This window comes from Acidicapsa ligni, assembly GCF_025685655.1.
Classification (GTDB): Bacteria; Acidobacteriota; Terriglobia; order Terriglobales; family Acidobacteriaceae; genus Acidicapsa; species Acidicapsa ligni.
The window spans coordinates 91,649-111,100 of record NZ_JAGSYG010000004.1 but is presented as its reverse complement, the minus strand read 5'-3'; the positions used below and the strand labels follow the sequence as shown (position 1 = coordinate 111,100).

The 19,452-nt window shown below is 55.9% G+C and carries 17 protein-coding genes; 7 read left to right on the top strand and 10 right to left on the bottom strand.

Annotated features, from left to right (window positions below; translation table 11 throughout):
- Nucleotides 1-268 precede the first annotated feature (268 nt).
- On the top strand, nt 269-808 hold the full coding sequence (locus OHL19_RS14725) for a hypothetical protein (RefSeq protein ID WP_263358478.1): 540 nt from the start codon (nt 269-271) through the stop codon (nt 806-808).
- 158 nt (nt 809-966) lie between these two features.
- Here the strand turns inward: OHL19_RS14725 and OHL19_RS14720 are convergent, their stop codons facing one another.
- On the bottom strand, nt 967-1,314 hold the full coding sequence (locus tag OHL19_RS14720; RefSeq protein WP_263358477.1) for a VOC family protein: 348 nt from the start codon (nt 1,312-1,314) through the stop codon (nt 967-969).
- A 154-nt stretch (nt 1,315-1,468) separates the two neighbouring features.
- On the bottom strand, nt 1,469-3,346 hold the full coding sequence (locus OHL19_RS14715) for a TonB-dependent receptor plug domain-containing protein (protein ID WP_263358476.1): 1,878 nt from the start codon (nt 3,344-3,346) through the stop codon (nt 1,469-1,471).
- Between the two features lie 139 nt (nt 3,347-3,485).
- On the opposite strand from OHL19_RS14715, the gene OHL19_RS14710 reads away from it, so the two are divergent.
- The gene (locus tag OHL19_RS14710) at nt 3,486-3,929 is read left to right on the top strand and encodes a MarR family winged helix-turn-helix transcriptional regulator (RefSeq protein WP_263358475.1); all 444 of its coding nucleotides are present in this window, start codon (nt 3,486-3,488) and stop codon (nt 3,927-3,929) included.
- A 110-nt stretch (nt 3,930-4,039) separates the two neighbouring features.
- On the opposite strand, the gene hslU is transcribed toward OHL19_RS14710, so the two are convergent.
- Nucleotides 4,040-5,545 carry an ATP-dependent protease ATPase subunit HslU gene (gene hslU, locus OHL19_RS14705; RefSeq protein WP_263358474.1) on the bottom strand — a complete coding sequence of 502 codons (1,506 nt, stop codon included), beginning with the start codon at nt 5,543-5,545 and terminating at the stop codon, nt 4,040-4,042.
- A gap of 32 nt (nt 5,546-5,577) precedes the next feature.
- Nucleotides 5,578-6,219, bottom strand: coding sequence for an ATP-dependent protease subunit HslV (gene hslV / locus OHL19_RS14700; protein ID WP_449701830.1), 642 nt, complete (start codon nt 6,217-6,219; stop codon nt 5,578-5,580).
- Nucleotides 6,220-6,654: 435 nt separating this feature from the next.
- On the opposite strand from hslV, the gene OHL19_RS14695 reads away from it, so the two are divergent.
- Nucleotides 6,655-7,122: a hypothetical protein gene (locus OHL19_RS14695; RefSeq protein WP_263358473.1), complete on the top strand. Its 468-nt coding sequence runs from the start codon at nt 6,655-6,657 to the stop codon at nt 7,120-7,122.
- 38 nt (nt 7,123-7,160) lie between these two features.
- Here OHL19_RS14695 and OHL19_RS14690 read toward each other — a convergent pair whose 3' ends face one another.
- A complete protein-coding gene (locus tag OHL19_RS14690) occupies nt 7,161-7,847 on the bottom strand; it encodes a dienelactone hydrolase family protein (RefSeq protein ID WP_263358933.1) in 687 nt (228 codons plus the stop codon).
- A gap of 246 nt (nt 7,848-8,093) precedes the next feature.
- On the opposite strand from OHL19_RS14690, the gene OHL19_RS14685 reads away from it, so the two are divergent.
- The 4 genes from OHL19_RS14685 (at nt 8,094) to prmC (ending at nt 13,441) form a co-directional block, all read left to right on the top strand.
- Nucleotides 8,094-9,020: a cation diffusion facilitator family transporter gene (locus OHL19_RS14685; protein ID WP_263358472.1), complete on the top strand. Its 927-nt coding sequence runs from the start codon at nt 8,094-8,096 to the stop codon at nt 9,018-9,020.
- 65 nt (nt 9,021-9,085) lie between these two features.
- Nucleotides 9,086-11,221, top strand: a complete 2,136-nt coding sequence (locus OHL19_RS14680) for a CocE/NonD family hydrolase (RefSeq protein ID WP_263358471.1) — start codon at nt 9,086-9,088, stop codon at nt 11,219-11,221.
- A 292-nt stretch (nt 11,222-11,513) separates the two neighbouring features.
- Complete coding sequence (gene prfA, locus OHL19_RS14675; protein WP_263358470.1) at nt 11,514-12,590, top strand: peptide chain release factor 1; 1,077 nt, start codon at nt 11,514-11,516, stop codon at nt 12,588-12,590.
- The gene (gene prmC / locus OHL19_RS14670; RefSeq protein WP_263358469.1) at nt 12,590-13,441 is read left to right on the top strand and encodes a peptide chain release factor N(5)-glutamine methyltransferase; all 852 of its coding nucleotides are present in this window, start codon (nt 12,590-12,592) and stop codon (nt 13,439-13,441) included. The genes prfA and prmC overlap by 1 nt, the downstream gene beginning before the upstream one ends.
- A 113-nt stretch (nt 13,442-13,554) precedes the next feature.
- On the opposite strand, the gene clpB is transcribed toward prmC, so the two are convergent.
- The 5 genes from clpB to OHL19_RS14645 form a co-directional block, all read right to left on the bottom strand.
- Nucleotides 13,555-16,179, bottom strand: coding sequence for an ATP-dependent chaperone ClpB (gene clpB / locus OHL19_RS14665; protein WP_263358468.1), 2,625 nt, complete (start codon nt 16,177-16,179; stop codon nt 13,555-13,557).
- A gap of 158 nt (nt 16,180-16,337) precedes the next feature.
- On the bottom strand, nt 16,338-16,829 hold the full coding sequence (locus OHL19_RS14660) for an Hsp20/alpha crystallin family protein (protein ID WP_263358467.1): 492 nt from the start codon (nt 16,827-16,829) through the stop codon (nt 16,338-16,340).
- Nucleotides 16,830-17,186: 357 nt separating this feature from the next.
- The gene (locus OHL19_RS14655; RefSeq protein WP_263358466.1) at nt 17,187-17,546 is read right to left on the bottom strand and encodes an STAS domain-containing protein; all 360 of its coding nucleotides are present in this window, start codon (nt 17,544-17,546) and stop codon (nt 17,187-17,189) included.
- A 40-nt stretch (nt 17,547-17,586) separates the two neighbouring features.
- Nucleotides 17,587-18,036: an ATP-binding protein gene (locus OHL19_RS14650; RefSeq protein ID WP_263358465.1), complete on the bottom strand. Its 450-nt coding sequence runs from the start codon at nt 18,034-18,036 to the stop codon at nt 17,587-17,589.
- Nucleotides 18,033-19,256: a PP2C family protein-serine/threonine phosphatase gene (locus OHL19_RS14645; protein ID WP_263358464.1), complete on the bottom strand. Its 1,224-nt coding sequence runs from the start codon at nt 19,254-19,256 to the stop codon at nt 18,033-18,035. The genes OHL19_RS14650 and OHL19_RS14645 overlap by 4 nt, the downstream gene beginning before the upstream one ends.
- Between the last annotated feature and the right edge of the window lie 196 nt (nt 19,257-19,452).

Genomic DNA, 19,452 nt, shown 5'->3' with positions numbered 1-19,452 from the left:
CTTTCGCCCGAATCCACGTCAACTATTAACACCCGTGGCACCCGTACCTCTGAAGTGGCAGGGTACGCCGCAATATGCTATTGCCATTTCGCGGGATTCCGATACTCTCCTTGTTAATACAAGGTTAATCGGCGGTGACGGGCATCCCGTTTCTGATGCGGAATCCGGCACTGCACAACTTGCGAACCTTTGGTCTGAAACTTAGGTCTCAGATCACGGACACAACCCCAGATCGGTTCCGCGCCCAGCGGAGCAACAGGAGGCGTGTATGCAAGCTGAGACTCATCCACTCGAACCCTTCTTCCAGCAAATGGTCCGCAACAGCTATGCCGGAAAACTCGGCATACACGATGCATCGATCACCCGATACGTCGCGAATCTACTGTGCGAGTTCAGTGAAGCGAAGAAGCTGTACAAAGTTCGCGACGAACACGGTAAGCCCATCAACGCCATCGAAGAAATGGTGCGCGCCGCTGATCCAGTCCACGGCACGGCTGCCTCATTCGATGAAGAGCGCGCTGTGCGTAAACATATCGGAGACTATGCCCTGTTCGTATCCGGCATGTACCCCGAATCGATGGACCCGTATCGCAGAAGGCACGGTCAGCAAAGCTTTGAAGAGCTGGTCAAGGTTGGCAAGGAAAGTTACTACATTGTGAGCCAGTTCGACGTAGCGGAATACGCCGAAGAAGCGCCCATGTTCGCGCGCCTCTCCGACTGGTTCGATCGCTGCATCTACGGCCTGCAGTTAGTACGAGACGAGCTGACAGAACAAAAGCCCGGCTTCCTGCCTGCCCGTGTGAACTAGCTCCAGGTCAGAATCCTTCAGGTCAGATCGTTTGCATTTAGACATCAGCAAGTTTCCGCGTGCCCATCCTTATGCAGTCCTGTCGCATAAGGATGGGAGAAGCCAATGTTACCCCCAACACGCATCGGGTTCTATCCGATCATTCCCATTCAATTCGCCTAACGTGACCAGACAGCCAGCACATTTCCAACGCCGTCAGAAAAGTGAAACCGGCGCCCACCTGGAAACTCAAATGTCGGCACAGTAATACTCCCACCCGCAGCAACGATACCCTTCTCCGTCGCCGCAAGATCGTTGGAGTAAAGAATCACCAAGGGCCCGCCTGCCTTCACATCGCCCTTCGCGAAGCCGCCATCGATGCCCAGCCCTGTAAAGCTGATGTACTCCGGACCCCAATCCTCAAAGCTCCATCCAAAGACAGCAGAATAGAAGCTCTTCGTCTTTTCAATATCCGTCGAAGTGAACTCGATGTAGTTGATCTTGTGATGATTCTCAGGTGTCGACATGCATCTCTCCTTGCCCTGTTTGTGCCCCGTTTGCGACGGGGCGTGCTCGTTATGGGATGCGGAAAAGATGCCTTGCGGAGCGGCCGTGTAAGACTCGCGAATATTAAAACTCGGGTATGGCTGGACGCAGCAGCCACATCTTTTCCGGCGTGCTCTAGTTGCCCAGTCGAATCGAAACACCGCCGGTAATCGACCGCCCGGGCATCGCAACTCCAACAATCTCCTGGTATCCAGTATTGCTGAGATTTGCCAGCCGCAGGTAAGGCCGAATCCGCATCGTGTCATGTGCATCCGACTCATGCGTGAATGAAACATCCCATACCGGATAAGCCGTCTGCTGATACCGCTGCGCAACCTGCAATGAGTTACGCACAGTAAACCAGTGGCCAACAACCGAGGTCCATTCGAAATGCGCGTTCTGCACCGGATAGTTGAAGACATACTCCGACTGCAATCCATGCAAAGCATCCTGCGCGCCCACCAGCGAGGTCCACGCAATCCGGATGGTCTGCCTCTTCGTAGCCAGCCATGTCGCGGACGACTCCACACCACCGAAGTGCAAGCCACTGAGGTTCACCGCTGCCCACGGCAATTCGGGTGTGGCACGAACAAAGTCGATAGCATCGTGCTGCCGCGAATAAAATCCGGTAATCGACAGCGAAAGTCGCGAGTTGGCATTCCAATCCACTCCGCCATCGCCCGTCCACGCCGACTCCGCCTTTAAGTTAGGATTGCCGATCGTCGTTGGATCTGAATAATACAAATCCGTATACGTTGGAATTCTGTATCCATATCCGCCGCTGGCGCGAATCTTGAATGCATTCGCAATCCTCAGACTCCCGGCCAGATGCGGTGAGGCCACAAATTGGCCGCCTGAAAATCCCTCTTCGCGAACACCGGCAGAGAGATTCCAACGGCTCTTCGTTGGCCGCAGATCAATATCGAAATAACCCGCGCCACGATTGCGCGCATGCTGTCCGAGGTTATTGCTGTTGATACTGTCGCCATCCGCCTCAAGGCCCGCGAGCACCACGGACGAGCCCGCAAAAGATATCGTCCTGCGTAGCGAACCCTGCCATGAGCTATCGATGTGGTTGTTCTCGTAGACCGCCGGGTCGGTCCGAATCAGCACATAATCGTCCGTGTGCCGGCGATAAGCAAAGGCCGCCTGAGTCTCGCTGCCCAGCTCCTGCCGCAGTCCTGCAAACCATCCCTTCGTCCGCTCCCACGATGGATAGTCCCCATAAAATCCCGCAGCGCCAAAAGACCTGTCACTTGTTGCCAATAACAAATCACTCAGTCCAAGCCGCGAGCCAAGCCAGCTTTCATTTGCAGCAGTCTCATTGCGATAGTCGCGATCGGTGATAAATCCAGTCGAAAGATTATGGCTTCCCGTAAGCCGGTCACTCCATGCATGCCGTAACAACTCCGCCGTTAGCGCCTGCTCATTGCTGCCAAAGCTGCCAAAGCCCGAGTTGACCTCGATGGAATTTGCCTTGGGTGCAGCAGTTATAAAATCGACCACACCACTCAGAGCATCCGCTCCATGCAGCGTCGATCCCGCTCCGTGCAGCACCTGGATCGAATCCATCGCCGTAAGTGGAACGGGCAAGTCGAGATTATGATGTGCGGCCTGGCTATCGTTGATGCGGAAGCCGTTCAACAGCACCAGTGTCTGCTCATAACTGCCGCCGCGCAGAGTTACGTCCGTCTGCGCTCCACCAGCTCCACGCTGCTCCAAAAAGATAGACGAGTCGCTGCGCAACGGATCGAGCGGCGTTGCGAGAAACAGTTCATTCTGACGCAGCGGCAACACCAGCACTGCGCTGGGCGACTCCGCCAACGGCACCGGTACCGGCGATCCCAGCACCACCATCGTCTCCGCCGGATGCGGAAGTAGTACTGGCTGCGTAAGTACGGGATGCGAAGCTACCTCGGGTTGTGGAGCAGGTGTATCCTGCGCGGCGCATACTCGAACACCAGCCGCAAGCAGAAGAGCAAGAGTAAAACGAATTGGATTTCTCAATGTCAATATAGGCACTTAGTCATGGTGAACGCAAAGAATTAGAAGCGCAATGATGATTTGATGTGACGATGAATAGTTGAGCGTGTAAACTACTTTGAACAATCGAAGGGTAACAATCAGGAGCAACAGCAAGGAGCAACAGTTCATGCGCATCAATGCATTTCTCCAGCAGAGTCCGATGTTTGCAGTCAAGCGGGCGGCTCGGCGCTTTGAATCTCTAACTGCCCAGGTTCTAGCTGACGATAACCTGAGCTTTCTCGAAGGGCTGGTTCTTGCCGCCATGTTTTTCGAAGCGCCCAATCTCGTCAAGCCATCCTTGCTGGCTGAGACCTTTGGCACTACGCGCGGCAATGTAAGTCACTGCGTATCATCGCTTGAAGCGAAAGGATTGCTCCAACGCAAGATCGATCCTGAGGACGCGCGCGCCTATCTTCTAACATTGAAGCCACAGGGAAAGAAAAGCGCCCTGCGCGTCATCGGCACATTCGACAAACTACAAAAGGAATTTGAAGATACCGTTGGGAAAATAGCTCTCAGCAGGATGCTTGAGACACTGCGTACGCTCGAAGCGCTCAATATAGAAAAATAGAAATAGAAAAGTAAAAATAGAAGAATAAAACACCCGCATGAATCCTGTTTTTTTCTGACGAGCCGGTGCGACTCGTCAGAAAAGAGAACAGGGTAAATCCAGAAATCAGCCTACAGAATGTAGCGGCTAAGATCCTGATCCTTAACAATGGTTGCTACCATGTGCCGCACGTACTCCGGCGTAATCAGGAAGACCTTTTCCGTCCCGGTCTGCGTCTCACGCTCCTGGTACGGCAACGGTGTAGTGGACTCATCCTTGATGGCCTTGGCAATCGAGTCGGCTTGCTCCGAGTCCTTTGCCACGCGCGCAAGATCCGGCGCGAGGAAGCTGATCTCTTCCAGCACGCGCTCCATGATTGTGTGCAAACGCCGGGCGCCGATATTTTCCGTCGTCTCATTCACGCGGAAAGCGAACGCCGCCATCTCGCGCAACGCCTCCGGAGAGAACTCAAGCCGCACGCCCTCCGTCTCAAGCAGCGCGATGCATTGCTTGGTCAACGAAGTCTTGGGCTCCGTGAGGATGCGCAGAAAATCATCGACTGTCAGTGATTGCAACTCCACGCGGATTGGAAAACGTCCCTGCAACTCCGGGATCAAATCCGAAGGCTTCGAAACATGGAACGCTCCTGCGGCGATGAACAGGATGAAGTCTGTCCGCACCATGCCGTAGCGAGTGTTGACCGTCGTTCCTTCGACAATCGGCAGAATGTCGCGCTGCACGCCTTCACGCGAAACATCCGGGCCATGCCCGCCTTCGCGTCCGGCAATCTTGTCGATCTCATCCAGGAAGATAATGCCGCTGGTCTCCACACGCTCCACAGCCGCGCGCGTCACCTGATCCATATCGATGAGACGGCTTTCCTCTTCCTGAATGAGATATTCAAAGGCCTCATTCACCTTCATCTTGCGCTTCTTGCTGCTTCCGCCAAAGATGTTGGGCAACAGGTCCTTGAGACTCATATCCATGTCTTCGATGTTCTGGCTGGAGATGATTCCCAACTGCGGAGAGTTGCGCTCGCGTACATCCAACTCCACCTGGCGATCATCCAGCTTGCCTTCGCGGAACTGCTGACGCAGCTTCTCGCGCGACCGCTGGTAGCTATCCGATCCCGGCAGGCTAAGCTGGCCTTCCTGCACCGGCTGCTGGGCCTCAGGCGGCGGAGGCAACAGCAGATCAAGCAGCCGCTCTTCGGCGTTCATTTCCGCCTTATCTTCTACTTCTTCAAGACGCTCTTCGCGAACCATGTCGATAGCAATCTCAACGAGATCACGAATCATAGACTCCACATCGCGCCCGACATACCCTACCTCGGTGAATTTCGAAGCTTCCACCTTGAGAAACGGCGAGTCGGTAAGCTTTGCCAGGCGGCGAGCGATTTCCGTCTTGCCCACACCGGTAGGCCCAATCATGATGATGTTCTTGGGCATGATGTCTTCAGCGAGATCGGGCGGCAGCTTCTGGCGGCGCGTACGATTCCGCAGCGCAATCGCAACAGCACGCTTCGCGGCGCGCTGGCCGACAACATGTTTGTCCAGCTCGGCAACAATCTCGCGCGGAGTCAATTCATCCAGCGCGACATCCTGATCTTCGGCAGTTCCTGGGAGGTATATGGCCATAGGAAAAACGGGCAGGTGGCAGCTCGTGAGCCTTAAGCCTGCAACTCCTTTGTCGTCTCTTCTTTTGATTCCTGGTGCAGTTCCTCGACCGTGATGCGGTCATTGGTATAGATGCAGATTTCACCTGCGATCTTCATCGATTTCACCGCAACCTCGCGGGCGCTGAGATCCGTGTTCTCAAGCAACGCACGTGCAGCCGCTGTGGCATAGCTTCCACCAGAACCGATTGCAGCAATCGACTCATCCGGATCAATCACATCACCCGAACCAGAGATAAGAAAAGTCTGCCCGATATCGGCAACAATCAGCAGCGCCTCAAGATTGCGCAACATCTTGTCCGTACGCCAGTCACGCGCCAACTCAACAGCAGCGCGGCCCAGGTTACCGGCATACTGCTCCAGCTTTACCTCAAAGCGTGCGAAGAGTGAAAAAGCATCCGCGGTCGAGCCAGCGAAGCCAGCCAGAATCTTGTCCTGATACAGGCGGCGAATCTTCTTCGCGGAGTGTTTGAGCACGTGATCACCCAGCGTAACCTGCCCATCGGCAGCCATTACGACCGAGCCGTTGCGGCGAACACAGATAACCGTAGTAGAACGAATGCGGCCTGCGCGAGAGGCATCCGGCGCCGCAGGACTTGCAGTTTTTTTCGCGATGGTAGCGGTTTTCGAGGCCAAGAAACTATCCTTCTTGCCTGCCTTCAGCCCTCTATTCAGACAGGGCTCAAAAGACACGCAACCTTCAGTATAGCGCAGATAAAGGCGGCATCTGCAGCTTGCCTCAGACGCTTTGGAACGGATCTGCTGCTCCGCCATCGGCGACTAAGTAACAAGATCGCTATGATTGAAAGTGCTTCATTGCTGCATTTGCTCAAGCCGTTCCAGTTGCTCCAGCCCTTTTGCGACACGCTGCAACACCAGCCCCGTGGCCGCAATCTCAACCTCAATCATGGCAGCAATCTTGAAAGTGCTGCACAGAGCTAAGCGCTCACCGCCTCGATGCGCAATCCGCTCCGATCGGCCAATGACTTGCAATGCAACTTTTGCAGCTCCCCTCAGAATGGGATGCTGCGGTATTCTCTGAACGGGCGGTCCGGGGCTCGCCCATTCATCATGGTTCAGATTTCAGTTCGCGAATGGCAGATTGCGGCGGTGGCAGCTGGCATTGCACTGGCAGCGGCAGGTGGGCTCTGGTGGCTCAAACGCAACCGGCACTCTGCCGATGAGCTGGAGTATGAGCGACGGCAGGTACTCGCCAGCTACGGTCGCATCGTCGACGGATCCCTGCTCGACGGCTTCCAGGTAACCGCCGAAGACGGCACTACGCGCGACATGCTTCTCTACGGTTACGAGATCTCCGGGGTCATTTACGAGTGCTCGCAGGACATCACCCCTCTGCGCGAAATTCTCGACCCCGCCCAGGTCAAGCTCGGCATGCCCTGCTCCATCCGCTACCAGCCCGGCAGCCCGGAAAACAGCATCCTGGTTGCCGAGCGGTGGAGCGGATTGCGCGAAGGGTTACCCGACATCTGGTCCCCGCTTCAGGATGAGTTCAACCATCGCAGCCACCAGGTCGGCTAATCTACCCGGCTAGTCATGCAGAATGGTTGCCTATTGCTTTACTTCGCCCCGTTATTCGCTCCGTTTGCCACGAAAAACTCCAGGGTGCGCTTGCGAGCCAACGCCGCGTCCGTGGGATCGGAATCCGGGCGACCATCGTTGTTGAAACCATGCCCTGAATTTTCGTATATGTAGACCGGAACACCCGGCTGCGCTGCATGGATCGCAGCAGCAATGCCGTCGGCAGGAATATGCGGATCTTTCCGGCCAAAGTGGCAGATGATCGGGCATTTAGGTGCAAGATCGACAAATTGCGCGATCATACCGCCGTAGTAGCTGGAAACCGCGGCAATACCGTCAAGCCGTGCCGCCGCCTGCCATCCCATGCTTCCGCCATAGCAATAGCCAGTGATGAAAACCGGCCCGCGTGGCGCAAGGTAAGCGATACACGCAGCAAGATCGGCCAATGCATCTTCCACTTTGGCCTGGCCGTGCAGACTCACACCTTCCGTCAGGCCGGCAGAATCATGCTCCGCGACAAAACCTCGTTTCTGCCGATCGAACATCGAGGGCGCGAGGACTTCGAAGCCCAGCTTCGCCCAGCGGCTTACATCTTCGCTAATATAGTGATCGATTCCGAAAATCTCCTGGATAACGATCACGCCACCCCGGCGCTCTCCAACCGGCTGCGCATGTAGCGCACCGAACTCGAATCCATCTGCTGCTTCACTCTTGATCTGAATCATTTCTGACAAAATATTCTCCTTCGTTCTACTTGTTAGTCTTACTAGCTGGTTCTATTTGCTAGTTTTACCTACTAGTCCTACCTACTGGTTCTACCTGCTCGCAGACGTATTCTCTCGCAGATTTGTTTCAACTTAACGAAGACCACCTGGGGCTCTGTCCAGCGCCAACGCCGCGATAACTTTGCCCTTGTCTCACGGGGCGCATACACTGAGCATGTGCATGTCCACGCCACACCGTCGGGAAAAATGGGCAGGATCCTCTGGATCTCCATGCTGGCCACCCTGGCCTACGTTGCGCTCACACTGCTTGCCGGGCTGCGGGCGCATTCCCTGGCCCTGCTATCAGAAGCCGGGCACAACATGTCCGACTTTCTCGCACTCGCTCTGTCGTTTGTCGCGGTCTATTTCCAGAGCCGCCCACCGAACTCCCGCAAGACCTTTGGCTACCAGCGCGCAGGCGTTCTCGTAGCGTTTTTGAACGCGGCCACGTTGATCGTGATCGCGCTCTGGATTGCAATCGAAGCAGTCCATCGCCTGAGCGCGCCAGTCGTAGTCCAGCCACGGCTCATGATGTGGGTTGCCGCCGCTGGCGTCATCATGAACGGCGTAATCGCCGCCCTGCTCTGGAGCGTGGCCCGCGACGTCAACATGCGCAGCGCCTTCGTCCACATGGCAGGAGATACGCTCTCCACCGCCGCAGTCATCGCAGGTGGCGTCGGTATCCTGCTTACCGGCCAGAACTGGATCGATCCCGTCCTATCGCTCATCATTGCCGCGCTCATCCTCTGGAGCTCAGTCGATATCGTTCGCGAAACCATGAACATCCTTCTCGAAGGAACGCCGCGAGGACTTACGCTCGGGCAAATCAGTTCAGGAATGGAAGCAATTGAAGGCGTGATCAACGTGCATGACCTGCATGTCTGGAGCCTCGGATCACAATCCCATGCGCTCGCCTGCCATATACAGATCAACGACATTCCGCCCTCGGAGAGCAACTGCATCCTGCTTAAGATCAATGCCCTGGCCAAGGATAAGTTCCATATTCACCACACCACCATCCAGTTCGAGTGCGACGGCTGCGAAGTCACCCACGGATGCGTTGTACCCGTCAATGAGATGGCCGCAGACTCCGGCCACGATCATGCCCACAGCCACGCCGGTCACTCGCACTAAGCAAGAGCGAATCAATCCACTCGCTTTCCAGCATGCTAATCTGACCCCTGATCCGGAGGGTGCTTTTGCTTCAGAATTGGCTGGTCTCAACTTCTCTTCTCTTTGCCGCAGTCTCGTTGCCAACCCTGGCGCAAACGACTCAGTCTTCCCCTGTAACGCTCACCGCGTCGCAGCTTGATGCCGTCTCCGGCGAATATACCGACTCCACTGAGCCAGACACTCCGCTGAGCTTCTACGCAAAGGACGGCAAGCTCTACATCGAGAGCGAGCGGCGCATCCCGTCCGCCCTTACAGCCCTGTCTGCCTCAGAGTTCACCTCTCGCAATCCTCAAATTACCTACCGTTTTACCCCCTCTGCCAGCGCCGGAACACTCACCATCAGCACGCATGGCGACCTCGACGCAACGCTCACCCGCACCGGTGACGCCGTGCATCATCTCTTCCACCACTACGATCGCCGAGAAGAGATGATTCCCATGCGCGATGGAGTCAAGCTGCATGTCGTTATCCTCACGCCGACAGATATCTCCACTCCCGTTCCATTCCTGATGCAGCGCACCCCCTACGGTGTGGATGACTCCACCGAAGCCAGCTTTTTTGCTCAGCGGCCAGAACTGGCACGTGCAGGCTACATCTACGTCGGCGCAGATATCCGCGGCCGCTTCAAGTCCGAGGGCGAATTCAAAATGATGCGCCCTCTCGCCGACCACCACGATCCCAAGGCCATTGACGAAAGCACGGATACTTACGACACCATCGCGTGGCTGCTGAAGAACATCCCCAATAACAACGGCCGCGTAGGCGTAATCGGCACCAGCTATCCCGGCTTTCTATCCATGATGGCCGGCATCGACCCCCATCCAGCCGTCAAAGCTATCTCGCCACAAGCGCCCATGATCGATGTCTGGAAAGGTGACGATTTCTTTCACAACGGCGCCTTTCGCCAGACCTATGGTTACGACTACGCCTACAGTCTCGAATCCAGCAAAGAAATGACCGACGTGGAGTACAAAGACGCCAACGGCAAGACGCTGGATGGCTACGACTACTTCCTCCATCGCGGCTCGCTCATTGAAGACATCCGGCAGTCTGGTGTGAAAGAAAAACTGCCCACCTGGCAGGCCTTCCTCGAACACCCCGCCTACGATAGCTTCTGGCACTCTCGCGGCGTCGAATACCACCTTACCCAGGTGACCGTCCCCACCCTCACCGTCGGCGGCTACTACGATCAGGAAGACATGTATGGCCCACAGGAGGAATACGCCAGCCTCGAACCCCACGATACCGATCACAAGAACTTCCTCGTCCTCGGCCCCTGGCGTCATGGATCATGGTCGTCCTCATCGCGGCATCTCGGCGCGCTTCAGTACGGCCAATCCATCGGCAACGAATATCGCTCCCAGATCGAAGCCAAATTCTTCGCACACTACCTGAAAGACGAGCCCGGTTTCGATCTTGAAGATACCGCCAGCTTCCAGACCGGATCGAACACCTGGAAGCGCTACGCCCACTTCCCTCCCGCCGACGCGACGAAGACCAGCTTCTGCCTCAGCGGCACCGGAGTCATAGCCGCCGGATCGCCCTGCACCCCAGGCAAAATAAGCTACCTCTCCGACCCCGCCAATCCCGTTCCTTACCGCCACCGCCCTATCCAGCCGACCTACGGTTCCGGCTCCAAATGGTACACATGGATGCTCGAAGACCAGCGTTTCGCAACCGATAGAAAAGACGTCGCCGTCTGGAAGCTGCCAGTCCTCGATCATGACCTGACCATCACTGGCGAAGTAATCGCCGACATCTTCGCCTCCACCACCGGAAGCGATGGAGACTTCGTAGCCAAGCTCATCGACCAGTATCCCGACGACGACCCCGATCCCACCATGCGCGGCTTTCAACTCATGACCAACATGGAAATTTTCCGCGGCCGCTACCGTACAGGATTTGATAAGCCAAACGCGCTGAAACCCGGCGAAGTCAATGAATTCCAGTGGAGCCTGCACGACATAGATCACGTCTTCAAAAAAGGCCACACGCTAATCGTGGAGATCCAAAGTACTTGGTTCCCGCTCTACGACCGCAACCCGCAAACCTTCGTCGCCAACATCATGACCGCTAAACCTGAGGACTATAGACCAGCGACCGTAACCGTGTATTCGGACGAAAAACACAAATCTCAGCTAGTGCTGCCCATCGTGAAGTAACGCATCCTTAAATTTTGCCAGGCTTCACTAGATTTCAGAAACAGGAAACTCGAACGGCTGGAGATGAAATCCGACCGTAGAATCGACGGAATTGAAATCGTCAATCCATTTTTGAGCTAAAATAAAGGAGACCGATGGCTCTCCACCAGCCCATCCCGGCGCTTCTCTAGCGGCTCCCGCCGCCTATCTTGTGCTGCGCCCAATTTCCCAATCCAATCATCGAACTTTAAGCAGAGTGAGCCACATCGCGGCCGATAGTCGCACAAGTGGCCAAGAAATACGAGAGTGACCCATGTTTGACCGTCTAGAACAGATGCAGGATCGCTACCTGGCACTTGGCGAGCAGCTCGCATTGCCGGAGATCCAGAACGACCGCGAAGCGTATCACAAGACCTCAAAGGCTCATCGCGACCTCGAAGACCAGGTCGAGAAGTTCCGCGAATACACCCGCGTCAGCCAGGGCATCGCGGAAGCGCGTCTCATGCTCCAGGAAGTCGACGAAGAAATCCGCGCCATGGCAACCGAAGAGTTGCTCGCGCTCGAGCCACGCCTTGAAGAGATCGAGGCCGAGCTCAAAATCATGCTGTTACCCAAAGATCCCAACGACGAGAAGAACGTCATCGTCGAAATCCGCGCAGGCACCGGCGGCGATGAAGCCTCGCTCTTCGTAGCCGAGGTCTTCCGCATGTACCAGCGCTTCGCCGAACAGCATCGCTGGAAGATTGAAATTCTCTCCTCCTCTGAGTCAGCCGTAGGCGGCCTCAAGGAAGTTATCGCCCTCATCGAAGGCAACCGCGTTTACTCGCAGATGAAATACGAGAGCGGAGTTCATCGCGTACAACGCGTCCCCGCCACCGAAACACAAGGCCGCGTGCATACCTCAGCCATCACAGTAGCCGTGCTCCCTGAGGCCGAAGAAGTCGACGTCAAGGTCGAAGCCAAAGACCTCCGCATCGACACCTTCTGCTCCTCCGGCCCTGGTGGACAGTCCGTCAATACGACTTACTCCGCGATCCGCATCACGCATCTCCCCACCAACACAGTTGTAAGTTGCCAGGACGAAAAATCGCAGATCAAAAATCGCGAAAAGGCCATGCGCGTCCTCCGCTCCCGCCTCTACGAAGTCGAAATGCAGAGGCAGCATGACGCCCTCGCCAAAGAGCGCAAACAGCAGGTAGGCTCCGGTGATCGCAGCGAAAAAATCCGCACCTATAACTTCCCCCAGAACCGCCTCACCGATCACCGCATCGGCCTTACCCTGCACCAGCTTGACCTCATCATGGAAGGGCGCCTGCAATCCATCGTCGATGCACTGATCAGCCATTATCAGGCCGAGCAACTCAAAGCCGACTCCGCCCAGGCCGCGTAATGCAAACGCTGCGTCAGTCAGTCTCTCAAGCCGAGGCTCAGTTACTGACTAGCCCGCATCCAGACCGCGCCCGTCTGGATGCGGAGACACTTTTACTGCATCTTCTGCAACAAAACCGCGCATGGCTCCTCGCCCATTGGGACGATGAAATTTCGGCCACCAACACCGCCATCCTGAACGAATGGATAGCCCGCCGCAAAGCAGGCGAACCCCTCCAATACATTCTCGGCAAGGCAGAATTCTTCGGGCTATCCTTCACCGTCGCACCTGGCGTTCTCATCCCAAGACCAGAGACAGAGCACCTGGTCGAAGAAGTATTACGCCTGGCAAACGACCTCTCCAACCCAGAGATAGCAGACATCGGCACCGGCTCCGGAGCAATCGCGGTAGCCCTGGCACACGCCCTGCCTACCGCCCGAATCACTGCAACAGACCTCTCCGATGCCGCACTGAAGATAGCCCGCCAGAACGCCGCCGACAATCAAGTCGCCGACAGAATCAACTTTCTCGAAGGCGACCTGCTCACACCACTCGCCCAGCAGCGCTTCTCCATCATCGCCTCCAACCCGCCTTATATCCCATCGCTGGATCACGACTCGCTCTCCATCGAAGTGCGCCAACACGAGCCGCACTCGGCACTCTTCGCAGGCGAAGACGGCCTCGCAATCTACAAACGATTGATCCCCGATGCAAGAGCACAGCTACTCGCCGGCGGCTGGCTGGTAATGGAAATCGGCTATGGCCAGCAACCCGCCATCGAAGCATTACTCAAAGCCAGCAACTACGAAGAGATCCATTTCATTCCGGACTATCAAGGCATTCTCCGCGTAGCCGTGGCCCAGCATAACTAAAGCACTCTCAGTTCAGACACCCAAATTCCCTTGTTTTTAGAGCAAGGTTTTTAGGGCAAGAAAAAAGGGCCAGGCATAAGCCCGGCCCTTCAAGTATCAGCACCAATCAAGCTTTACGCCATAGCCTCGCGGCCCATGACTTCAAAGCTCAAATGGTTGCTCTCGCGATCCACGTTGATCCGCACGTGCGAGCCATGTTCGATCTCGCCGTTCAGTATCTTGATCGCCAGCGGATCCTGCACCATCCGCTGCAGCGCCCTCTTCAACGGACGAGCACCATAAGCCGCATCCAACCCAGTCGCGAGGATAAGCTGACTCGCCGCCTCCGTAAGCTCAAGCGAAATCGCCCGACCTTCCAGCAGCTTGCGCACCTCATCCAGACGCATATCCAGAATGCGATGCATCTGCGCCGAACCCAACGGCTTGTAGATAACAATGTCATCCACACGGTTCAGAAACTCCGGCCTGAAATGCTCGCGCAACACGCGCATCACCTGCTCCTGAGCCTTATCGTAATCATGCTCCGTCTTGATCAACTCAGGCTGGAGCAGATTCGCTCCCAGATTTGAAGTCATGATCAACACTGCATTTTTGAAGTCCACAGTACGGCCCTTGGAATCCGTCAATCGCCCGTCATCCATCACCTGCAGCAGCACATTGAACACATCCGGATGCGCCTTCTCGATCTCATCGAAAAGAATTACCGAGTAAGGCCTGCGACGCACAGCCTCCGTCAACTGCCCGCCCTCGTCATAACCGACATACCCCGGAGGCGCGCCAATCAACCGTGCAACAGCATGCTTCTCCATGTACTCGCTCATGTCGATGCGCACCATCGCCTGCTCATCGTCAAACAGGAACTCAGCCAAGGCACGAGCCGTCTCCGTCTTACCCACGCCCGTCGGACCAAGGAAAATGAAGCTGCCAATCGGCTTCTTTGGATCGGACAGCCCAGCGCGAGAACGACGAATAGCATTTGCCACAGTCGTCAAAGCAGCATCCTGCCCGACCACGCGCTCACGCAGACGTCCTTCCATCTGCACCAGCTTCTTCACTTCGCCTTCCAACATCTTCGAGACAGGAATCCCCGTCCACTTACTGATGATCCTGGCGATGTCCTCCTCGTCGACTTCTTCCTTCAACAAACGATTGTGCCCCGCAGCAGAATCCTGCAATGCACTCAGCTCTTTCAGCTCAGCTTCCATGCGTGGCAGGTCACCATACTGAATCTGCGCCGCACGATCGAGTTGCCCCTTGCGCGTCTGCTCTTCCGCTTCAAAGCGCAGCGCTTCCATGTTCTTTTTCAACTCGCTGATACGCGTGATCGCACCACGCTCCTGCTGCCATCGCGCCCGCAATCCATTGATCTGCTCTTTCAATGTGGATAGCTCGCGTTCAATCACCGCCAGTCGCGCAACGCTGTTCGCATCCGTCTCACGCTTCAGAGCCGCTCGCTCAATTTCAAGCGACGTGGCCTCACGCTCCAACTGGTCCACTTCCGTAGGCACACTGCCGATCTGGATAGCCAACGAAGCTGCAGCCTCATCGACAAGATCAATCGCCTTATCCGGCAAAAAGCGATCCGAAATATAACGATGCGACAACGTAGCCGCAGCCACGATCGCCGAGTCCTTGATGCGCACATTGTGATGCGCCTCATACCGCTCGCGAAGTCCACGCAAAATCGCAATCGTGTCCTCGACATTCGGCTCGCCCACATACACAATCTGGAAGCGCCGTTCCAGCGCAGTATCTTTCTCGATGTACTTGCGGTACTCATTCAGCGTAGTAGCACCAATGGCCCGCAATTCTCCGCGCGCCAGGGCAGGCTTCATCATGTTGCTGGCATCAATCGCGCCTTCCGCAGCGCCCGCGCCCACCAGCGTATGCAACTCGTCGATGAACAGAATGATCTGTCCGCCCGACTCGTCAATCTCCCGCAGCACAGCCTTCAAACGATCCTCAAACTCGCCACGAAACTTCGCGCCCGCCAGCATCGATCCGAGATCCAGTGAGATCACGCGCTTGTCCCGCAGCAGGTCCGGCACATCGCCAGAAACAATCCTCCGCGCCAGCCCTTCAACGATAGCTGTTTTACCAACGCCCGGTTCGCCAATCAGCACAGGATTGTTCTTCGTTCGCCGGCTCAGCACCTGGATCACGCGACGAATCTCCTCATCGCGCCCGATCACCGGGTCCAGCTTGCCGCGACGCGCCAGCTCCGTCAGGTCCTTGGCGTATTTTTCCAGCGCCTGGAACTTGCCCTCAGGATTCTGATCCGTCACACGCTGCGACCCGCGTACCGCCGTCAGCGCTTTCAGAATCGCGTCATGCGTCGCGCCTGCGCCCAACAACGCATCCACCGCTGGATCGCCCTTTTCGCGGGCCAGTCCCAGTAGCAAATGTTCCGTCGAGATGTACTCATCCTTGAAATTCGCAGCTTCTTTGAATGCCTGTTCGACAGCCTTGTTCAGCTTGTTCGACAGGTTCGGCTGCCCCTGCGTACCCGACACCCGAGGCAGTTTCTCCTCAATGGCGTGCAGTTCACTTTCCAGGCGCTCCGTTGGAACACCAATCTTCTCCAGCACCGGCAAAATCACGCCTTCGCGGTCAGCCATCAGCGCCAGCAGCACATGCACCGGCTGCAGTTCAGGATTCCCAAGTTCGGTAGCCTGCCCAATTGCCTGCTGCATTGCTTCCTGCGATTTAACAGTAAGTTTGTCCCAACGAATAGCCATTCTTCTCTTCGCCTCTTGCTTCTATTTAGATTCGATCATGCGGCCTTGCGCTTTGCTTCTCAAAAATTGCCGGGATCGGCAATCCCAGTTTCAGGTTTACCAATCCCAGACCAACGTTCTGTTTCAGTCCTTCAATAAGGCGATACCTGCCCCGTTTTTTAAGCAGCAACGCCAGCAGCAGCGCCGGCAGCAGCACCAACAACGGCGCCAATCTTGATCTGCCTCGGCTGCGCAGAGGCCTTTTTCTTCAACTCCAGCTTCAGCACGCCAGCCTCATATGTCGCACCGACATTCTCCGCGTCAACCGAGATCGGCAGGCTAAAGGAGCGATGGAAGCTGCCGTAATGGCGCTCCACCCTTTGGAAGTTCTCCTGCTTCTCCTCAGCCTCATATTTGCGCTCCCCACGAACGCTCAGCGTCTGGTTTTCGATGCGAATATCCACATCCTCTTCCTTCACGCCTGGGATTTCGAGCTTGAGCACTACCTTCTCACCGTTGTCATAAATATCGACGGCGGGAACAAACGTGCCAGCAACCTCTGAACCGTTCTCAGTCGCACTACCTTCCTTGGCGAGATCCTGAAAAAACGAATTAACGCGGCTCTGAAGCGCTGCATTTTCACGAATAGGGTACAAACGGCGAATAAACATAATTGGGAATTCCTCCAAGTGCTTGGTTTGTTGCGGGGCCTGAGAGTTGAGTCCCAGCCGCTCATACAATCTGATGAAACTATAGCACTATGGATTCATAAAACATGCGCGTCTTTCACTCATATTTTAAACATTTCGCAACTCGCTGACCCCAAAAGGCTTCCAAAGGCACACCAGAAAGCTCTACTGAAATTCAGCGCAAGTTCGCGCCGCAACGAACGGCATAGCATCGCAGGTTGCCATCTGGAAAATTGGAGAGATAGCACTCAGAAAAGGAGAAGTAAAAGAGGATAAATCTATTAAAATATGCAGTTTAGGGTCGCTGCCTCGGGAAGACAGCGACCCGTTCGTTCCGTCTTAAACAGTCGCGAGCGCAGCCGCCTGGTCAGGAAACAGCCCGGCGTATTTGGTAATTCCCACCATGGTGAAGACCTTCTGGAAATGCGGTGAAAGCCCAAACGCCAGCACTTTCTGCCCTGCGTTGGCTGCTTCCATCAGCAGTTGAATCACCAGCGCAATGCCGCTGGAGTTGATGTACTCGACCTTGGTGAAATCCAGCAGAACAGTCTTGACCGTCGCTTTCGAAAGGCCCTGGTAGGAACCGATGACGGCCTCCTTGGACGCGCTGGAGATGTCGCCTTCAAATCGAAGGACAGTCACTGGGTTGCCGGCTGGGGATCCGACCTGGTCAATTCGCGACTTGGTATCGGTTTGCACTGGAATTCTATCTCCGTATTTCTGGTTATGATTTCGGAATTTATGCTTCTTCTTTATCCAGGCGAATGACCAGCCGGACATAACTGCCTTTGCCGTTGGTGCCGACGACCCATTCCGCCTCGTCCACCAGCGCCTGAATTAAAAACATACCCATACCGCGTGGGTCTTCTTCGCCATGCATCTTGCGGTCAATATCCGGCTTGGTCGGACGCGCACCCATTCCCTTGCCGTCGTCCATCACCTTGATCTCAAGCGCATCTGTTCCTGCTGAGAGTACGACTCCCACAGACAGTTTTTCGTTTAGCCGATTGCCGTGTTCAATGGCATTAATACAGGCCTCGGCAATCGCCGTCTTGAGATCCTCAACCCGCTCTTCACGAAAACCCATCAGCTTGGCCACCGAAGCGGCTGTGCTCATGGCTACCTTTTCAAAGCCCAATCGTGAGGGCAAACGAACTTCGACTGTGGTCGTGCGGGGTGTCGCGCTCATGCGGATGCCTTCCCGTTCTGAGACTCGGCGCGTTCAGAGGTCGGCAGATGGCACAGCACAAGAGCCGTCATGTCGTCCTCCTGGGGTCCACCGCCAGCAAATCCGTGGATAGCTACCCACAGTGCATCGAGAATACCATCGGCATTGCCGGTTGGAGTATTAGAAAACTCCGCCAACAGCCGATCCTGACCAAATTCTTCTTCTTCCAGAAAGACTTCCGTCAATCCGTCCGTGTAGAAAAGCAGCCGGCTACCCTTGGCAAAACTCAATCGTTCGCTGTTGTAAGTCATCCCCGGCAACAGTCCCAGCGGAGTACCCGCTGCTTCTATCTGATGCTGTTTTCCGTCCGGAGTGATGACAAACCCCGGATTATGTCCGGCATTGACGATTTCAACCTCGCCGCGTTTCGGGTCCAGCCGCAGAAAGATCGCCGTCACATACCGTCGCCGCGCCTCTTCTCCCTCCAGCCAGTGATGCTGATTCATCCGCGTGGCCAGCAGATCGAGCGAGATGCCAGTGATAGCCATCGCCCGAAAGGCCGCGCGAAAGCTGGTCGCCATGATCGCCGACGCCAGCCCTTTTCCAGCCACATCCGCCACCGCCATGATGATTCCACCCTCAGGCATGGTGATGATGTCCACATAGTCCCCGCCAACCTCGTAGCAGGTCTGCGAACGAACCGCGACTGAAAATCCAGGCACCGACGGCATCTGTTGCGGCAGCAGGGATCGCTGAATCTGCCGCGCCGCGTCCAGATCCTGCTGCACACGCGCCCATTGCAGATTGCGTTCGTGGTTGCGGGCATTTTCCAGGGCTACCGCAGCCTGCAGCGCAAGCCCCTCCAGAAAGTCCACTTCATAGAGCGTAATTTCGCGACCGTCCGGAGGAGAGACGATCAGGTCGGTCATCCGCTTACCTTCTCTATCGTTCAGCGGATAGGTATAGATGCCGTGAAGACCGCTTTCCTCTGACTTCTGAGGAGCATCGCCATACGTCAGCTCTGTCCCTGAAAAAGCAGCGCCCGCCATCTCCAGCTCGCGAACCACGATACGCAGCACGCATTCCAGCACTTCCGACTCATGAACCGTCGAATGAACCTGGCGCGAAACCTCAAGCAACGCCTGCAATCGCGCCACTTGTTGCTGCAAATCCATCGTCTGCGTAGCTGTCTGGCCAGCTTCGCTTGTCTGGGCTGTTGCCGGGGTCATTCCCGTAGCCATGCAGCGAATCCTCCGTGGAAGACAAATGTAACATGACGACAACCGGGCGTCTTCGCCCATAGCCTGGAGAAGACCATCTTCTCCAGATGCATTCAAAAGCCTTTGTTTTGAAAGGGTGCGGCTTCAGCACGCCGAAAGAGAATCCAATCAATCGGCTTTAGCCGCCGGGGGAATGACTTCCCCCGGCAACGCCAGG

Excerpts from the sequence above, each read along its gene's own strand:
- OHL19_RS14660 (WP_263358467.1), bottom strand. The coding sequence starts at position 16,829 with ATGTTTATTCGCCGTTTGTACCCTATTCGTGAAAATGCAGCGCTTCAG.
- OHL19_RS14645 (WP_263358464.1), bottom strand. The coding sequence starts at position 19,256 with ATGGCTACGGGAATGACCCCGGCAACAGCCCAGACAAGCGAAGCTGGC.
- OHL19_RS14695 (WP_263358473.1), top strand. The coding sequence starts at position 6,655 with ATGGTTCAGATTTCAGTTCGCGAATGGCAGATTGCGGCGGTGGCAGCT.
- hslU (WP_263358474.1), bottom strand. The coding sequence starts at position 5,545 with ATGGCCATATACCTCCCAGGAACTGCCGAAGATCAGGATGTCGCGCTG.
- OHL19_RS14710 (WP_263358475.1), top strand. The coding sequence starts at position 3,486 with ATGCGCATCAATGCATTTCTCCAGCAGAGTCCGATGTTTGCAGTCAAG.
- OHL19_RS14690 (WP_263358933.1), bottom strand. The coding sequence starts at position 7,847 with ATGATTCAGATCAAGAGTGAAGCAGCAGATGGATTCGAGTTCGGTGCG.
- OHL19_RS14650 (WP_263358465.1), bottom strand. The coding sequence starts at position 18,036 with ATGAGCGCGACACCCCGCACGACCACAGTCGAAGTTCGTTTGCCCTCA.
- OHL19_RS14725 (WP_263358478.1), top strand. The coding sequence starts at position 269 with ATGCAAGCTGAGACTCATCCACTCGAACCCTTCTTCCAGCAAATGGTC.
- OHL19_RS14720 (WP_263358477.1), bottom strand. The coding sequence starts at position 1,314 with ATGTCGACACCTGAGAATCATCACAAGATCAACTACATCGAGTTCACT.
- clpB (WP_263358468.1), bottom strand. The coding sequence starts at position 16,179 with ATGGCTATTCGTTGGGACAAACTTACTGTTAAATCGCAGGAAGCAATG.
- OHL19_RS14685 (WP_263358472.1), top strand. The coding sequence starts at position 8,094 with ATGGGCAGGATCCTCTGGATCTCCATGCTGGCCACCCTGGCCTACGTT.
- prmC (WP_263358469.1), top strand. The coding sequence starts at position 12,590 with ATGCAAACGCTGCGTCAGTCAGTCTCTCAAGCCGAGGCTCAGTTACTG.
- prfA (WP_263358470.1), top strand. The coding sequence starts at position 11,514 with ATGTTTGACCGTCTAGAACAGATGCAGGATCGCTACCTGGCACTTGGC.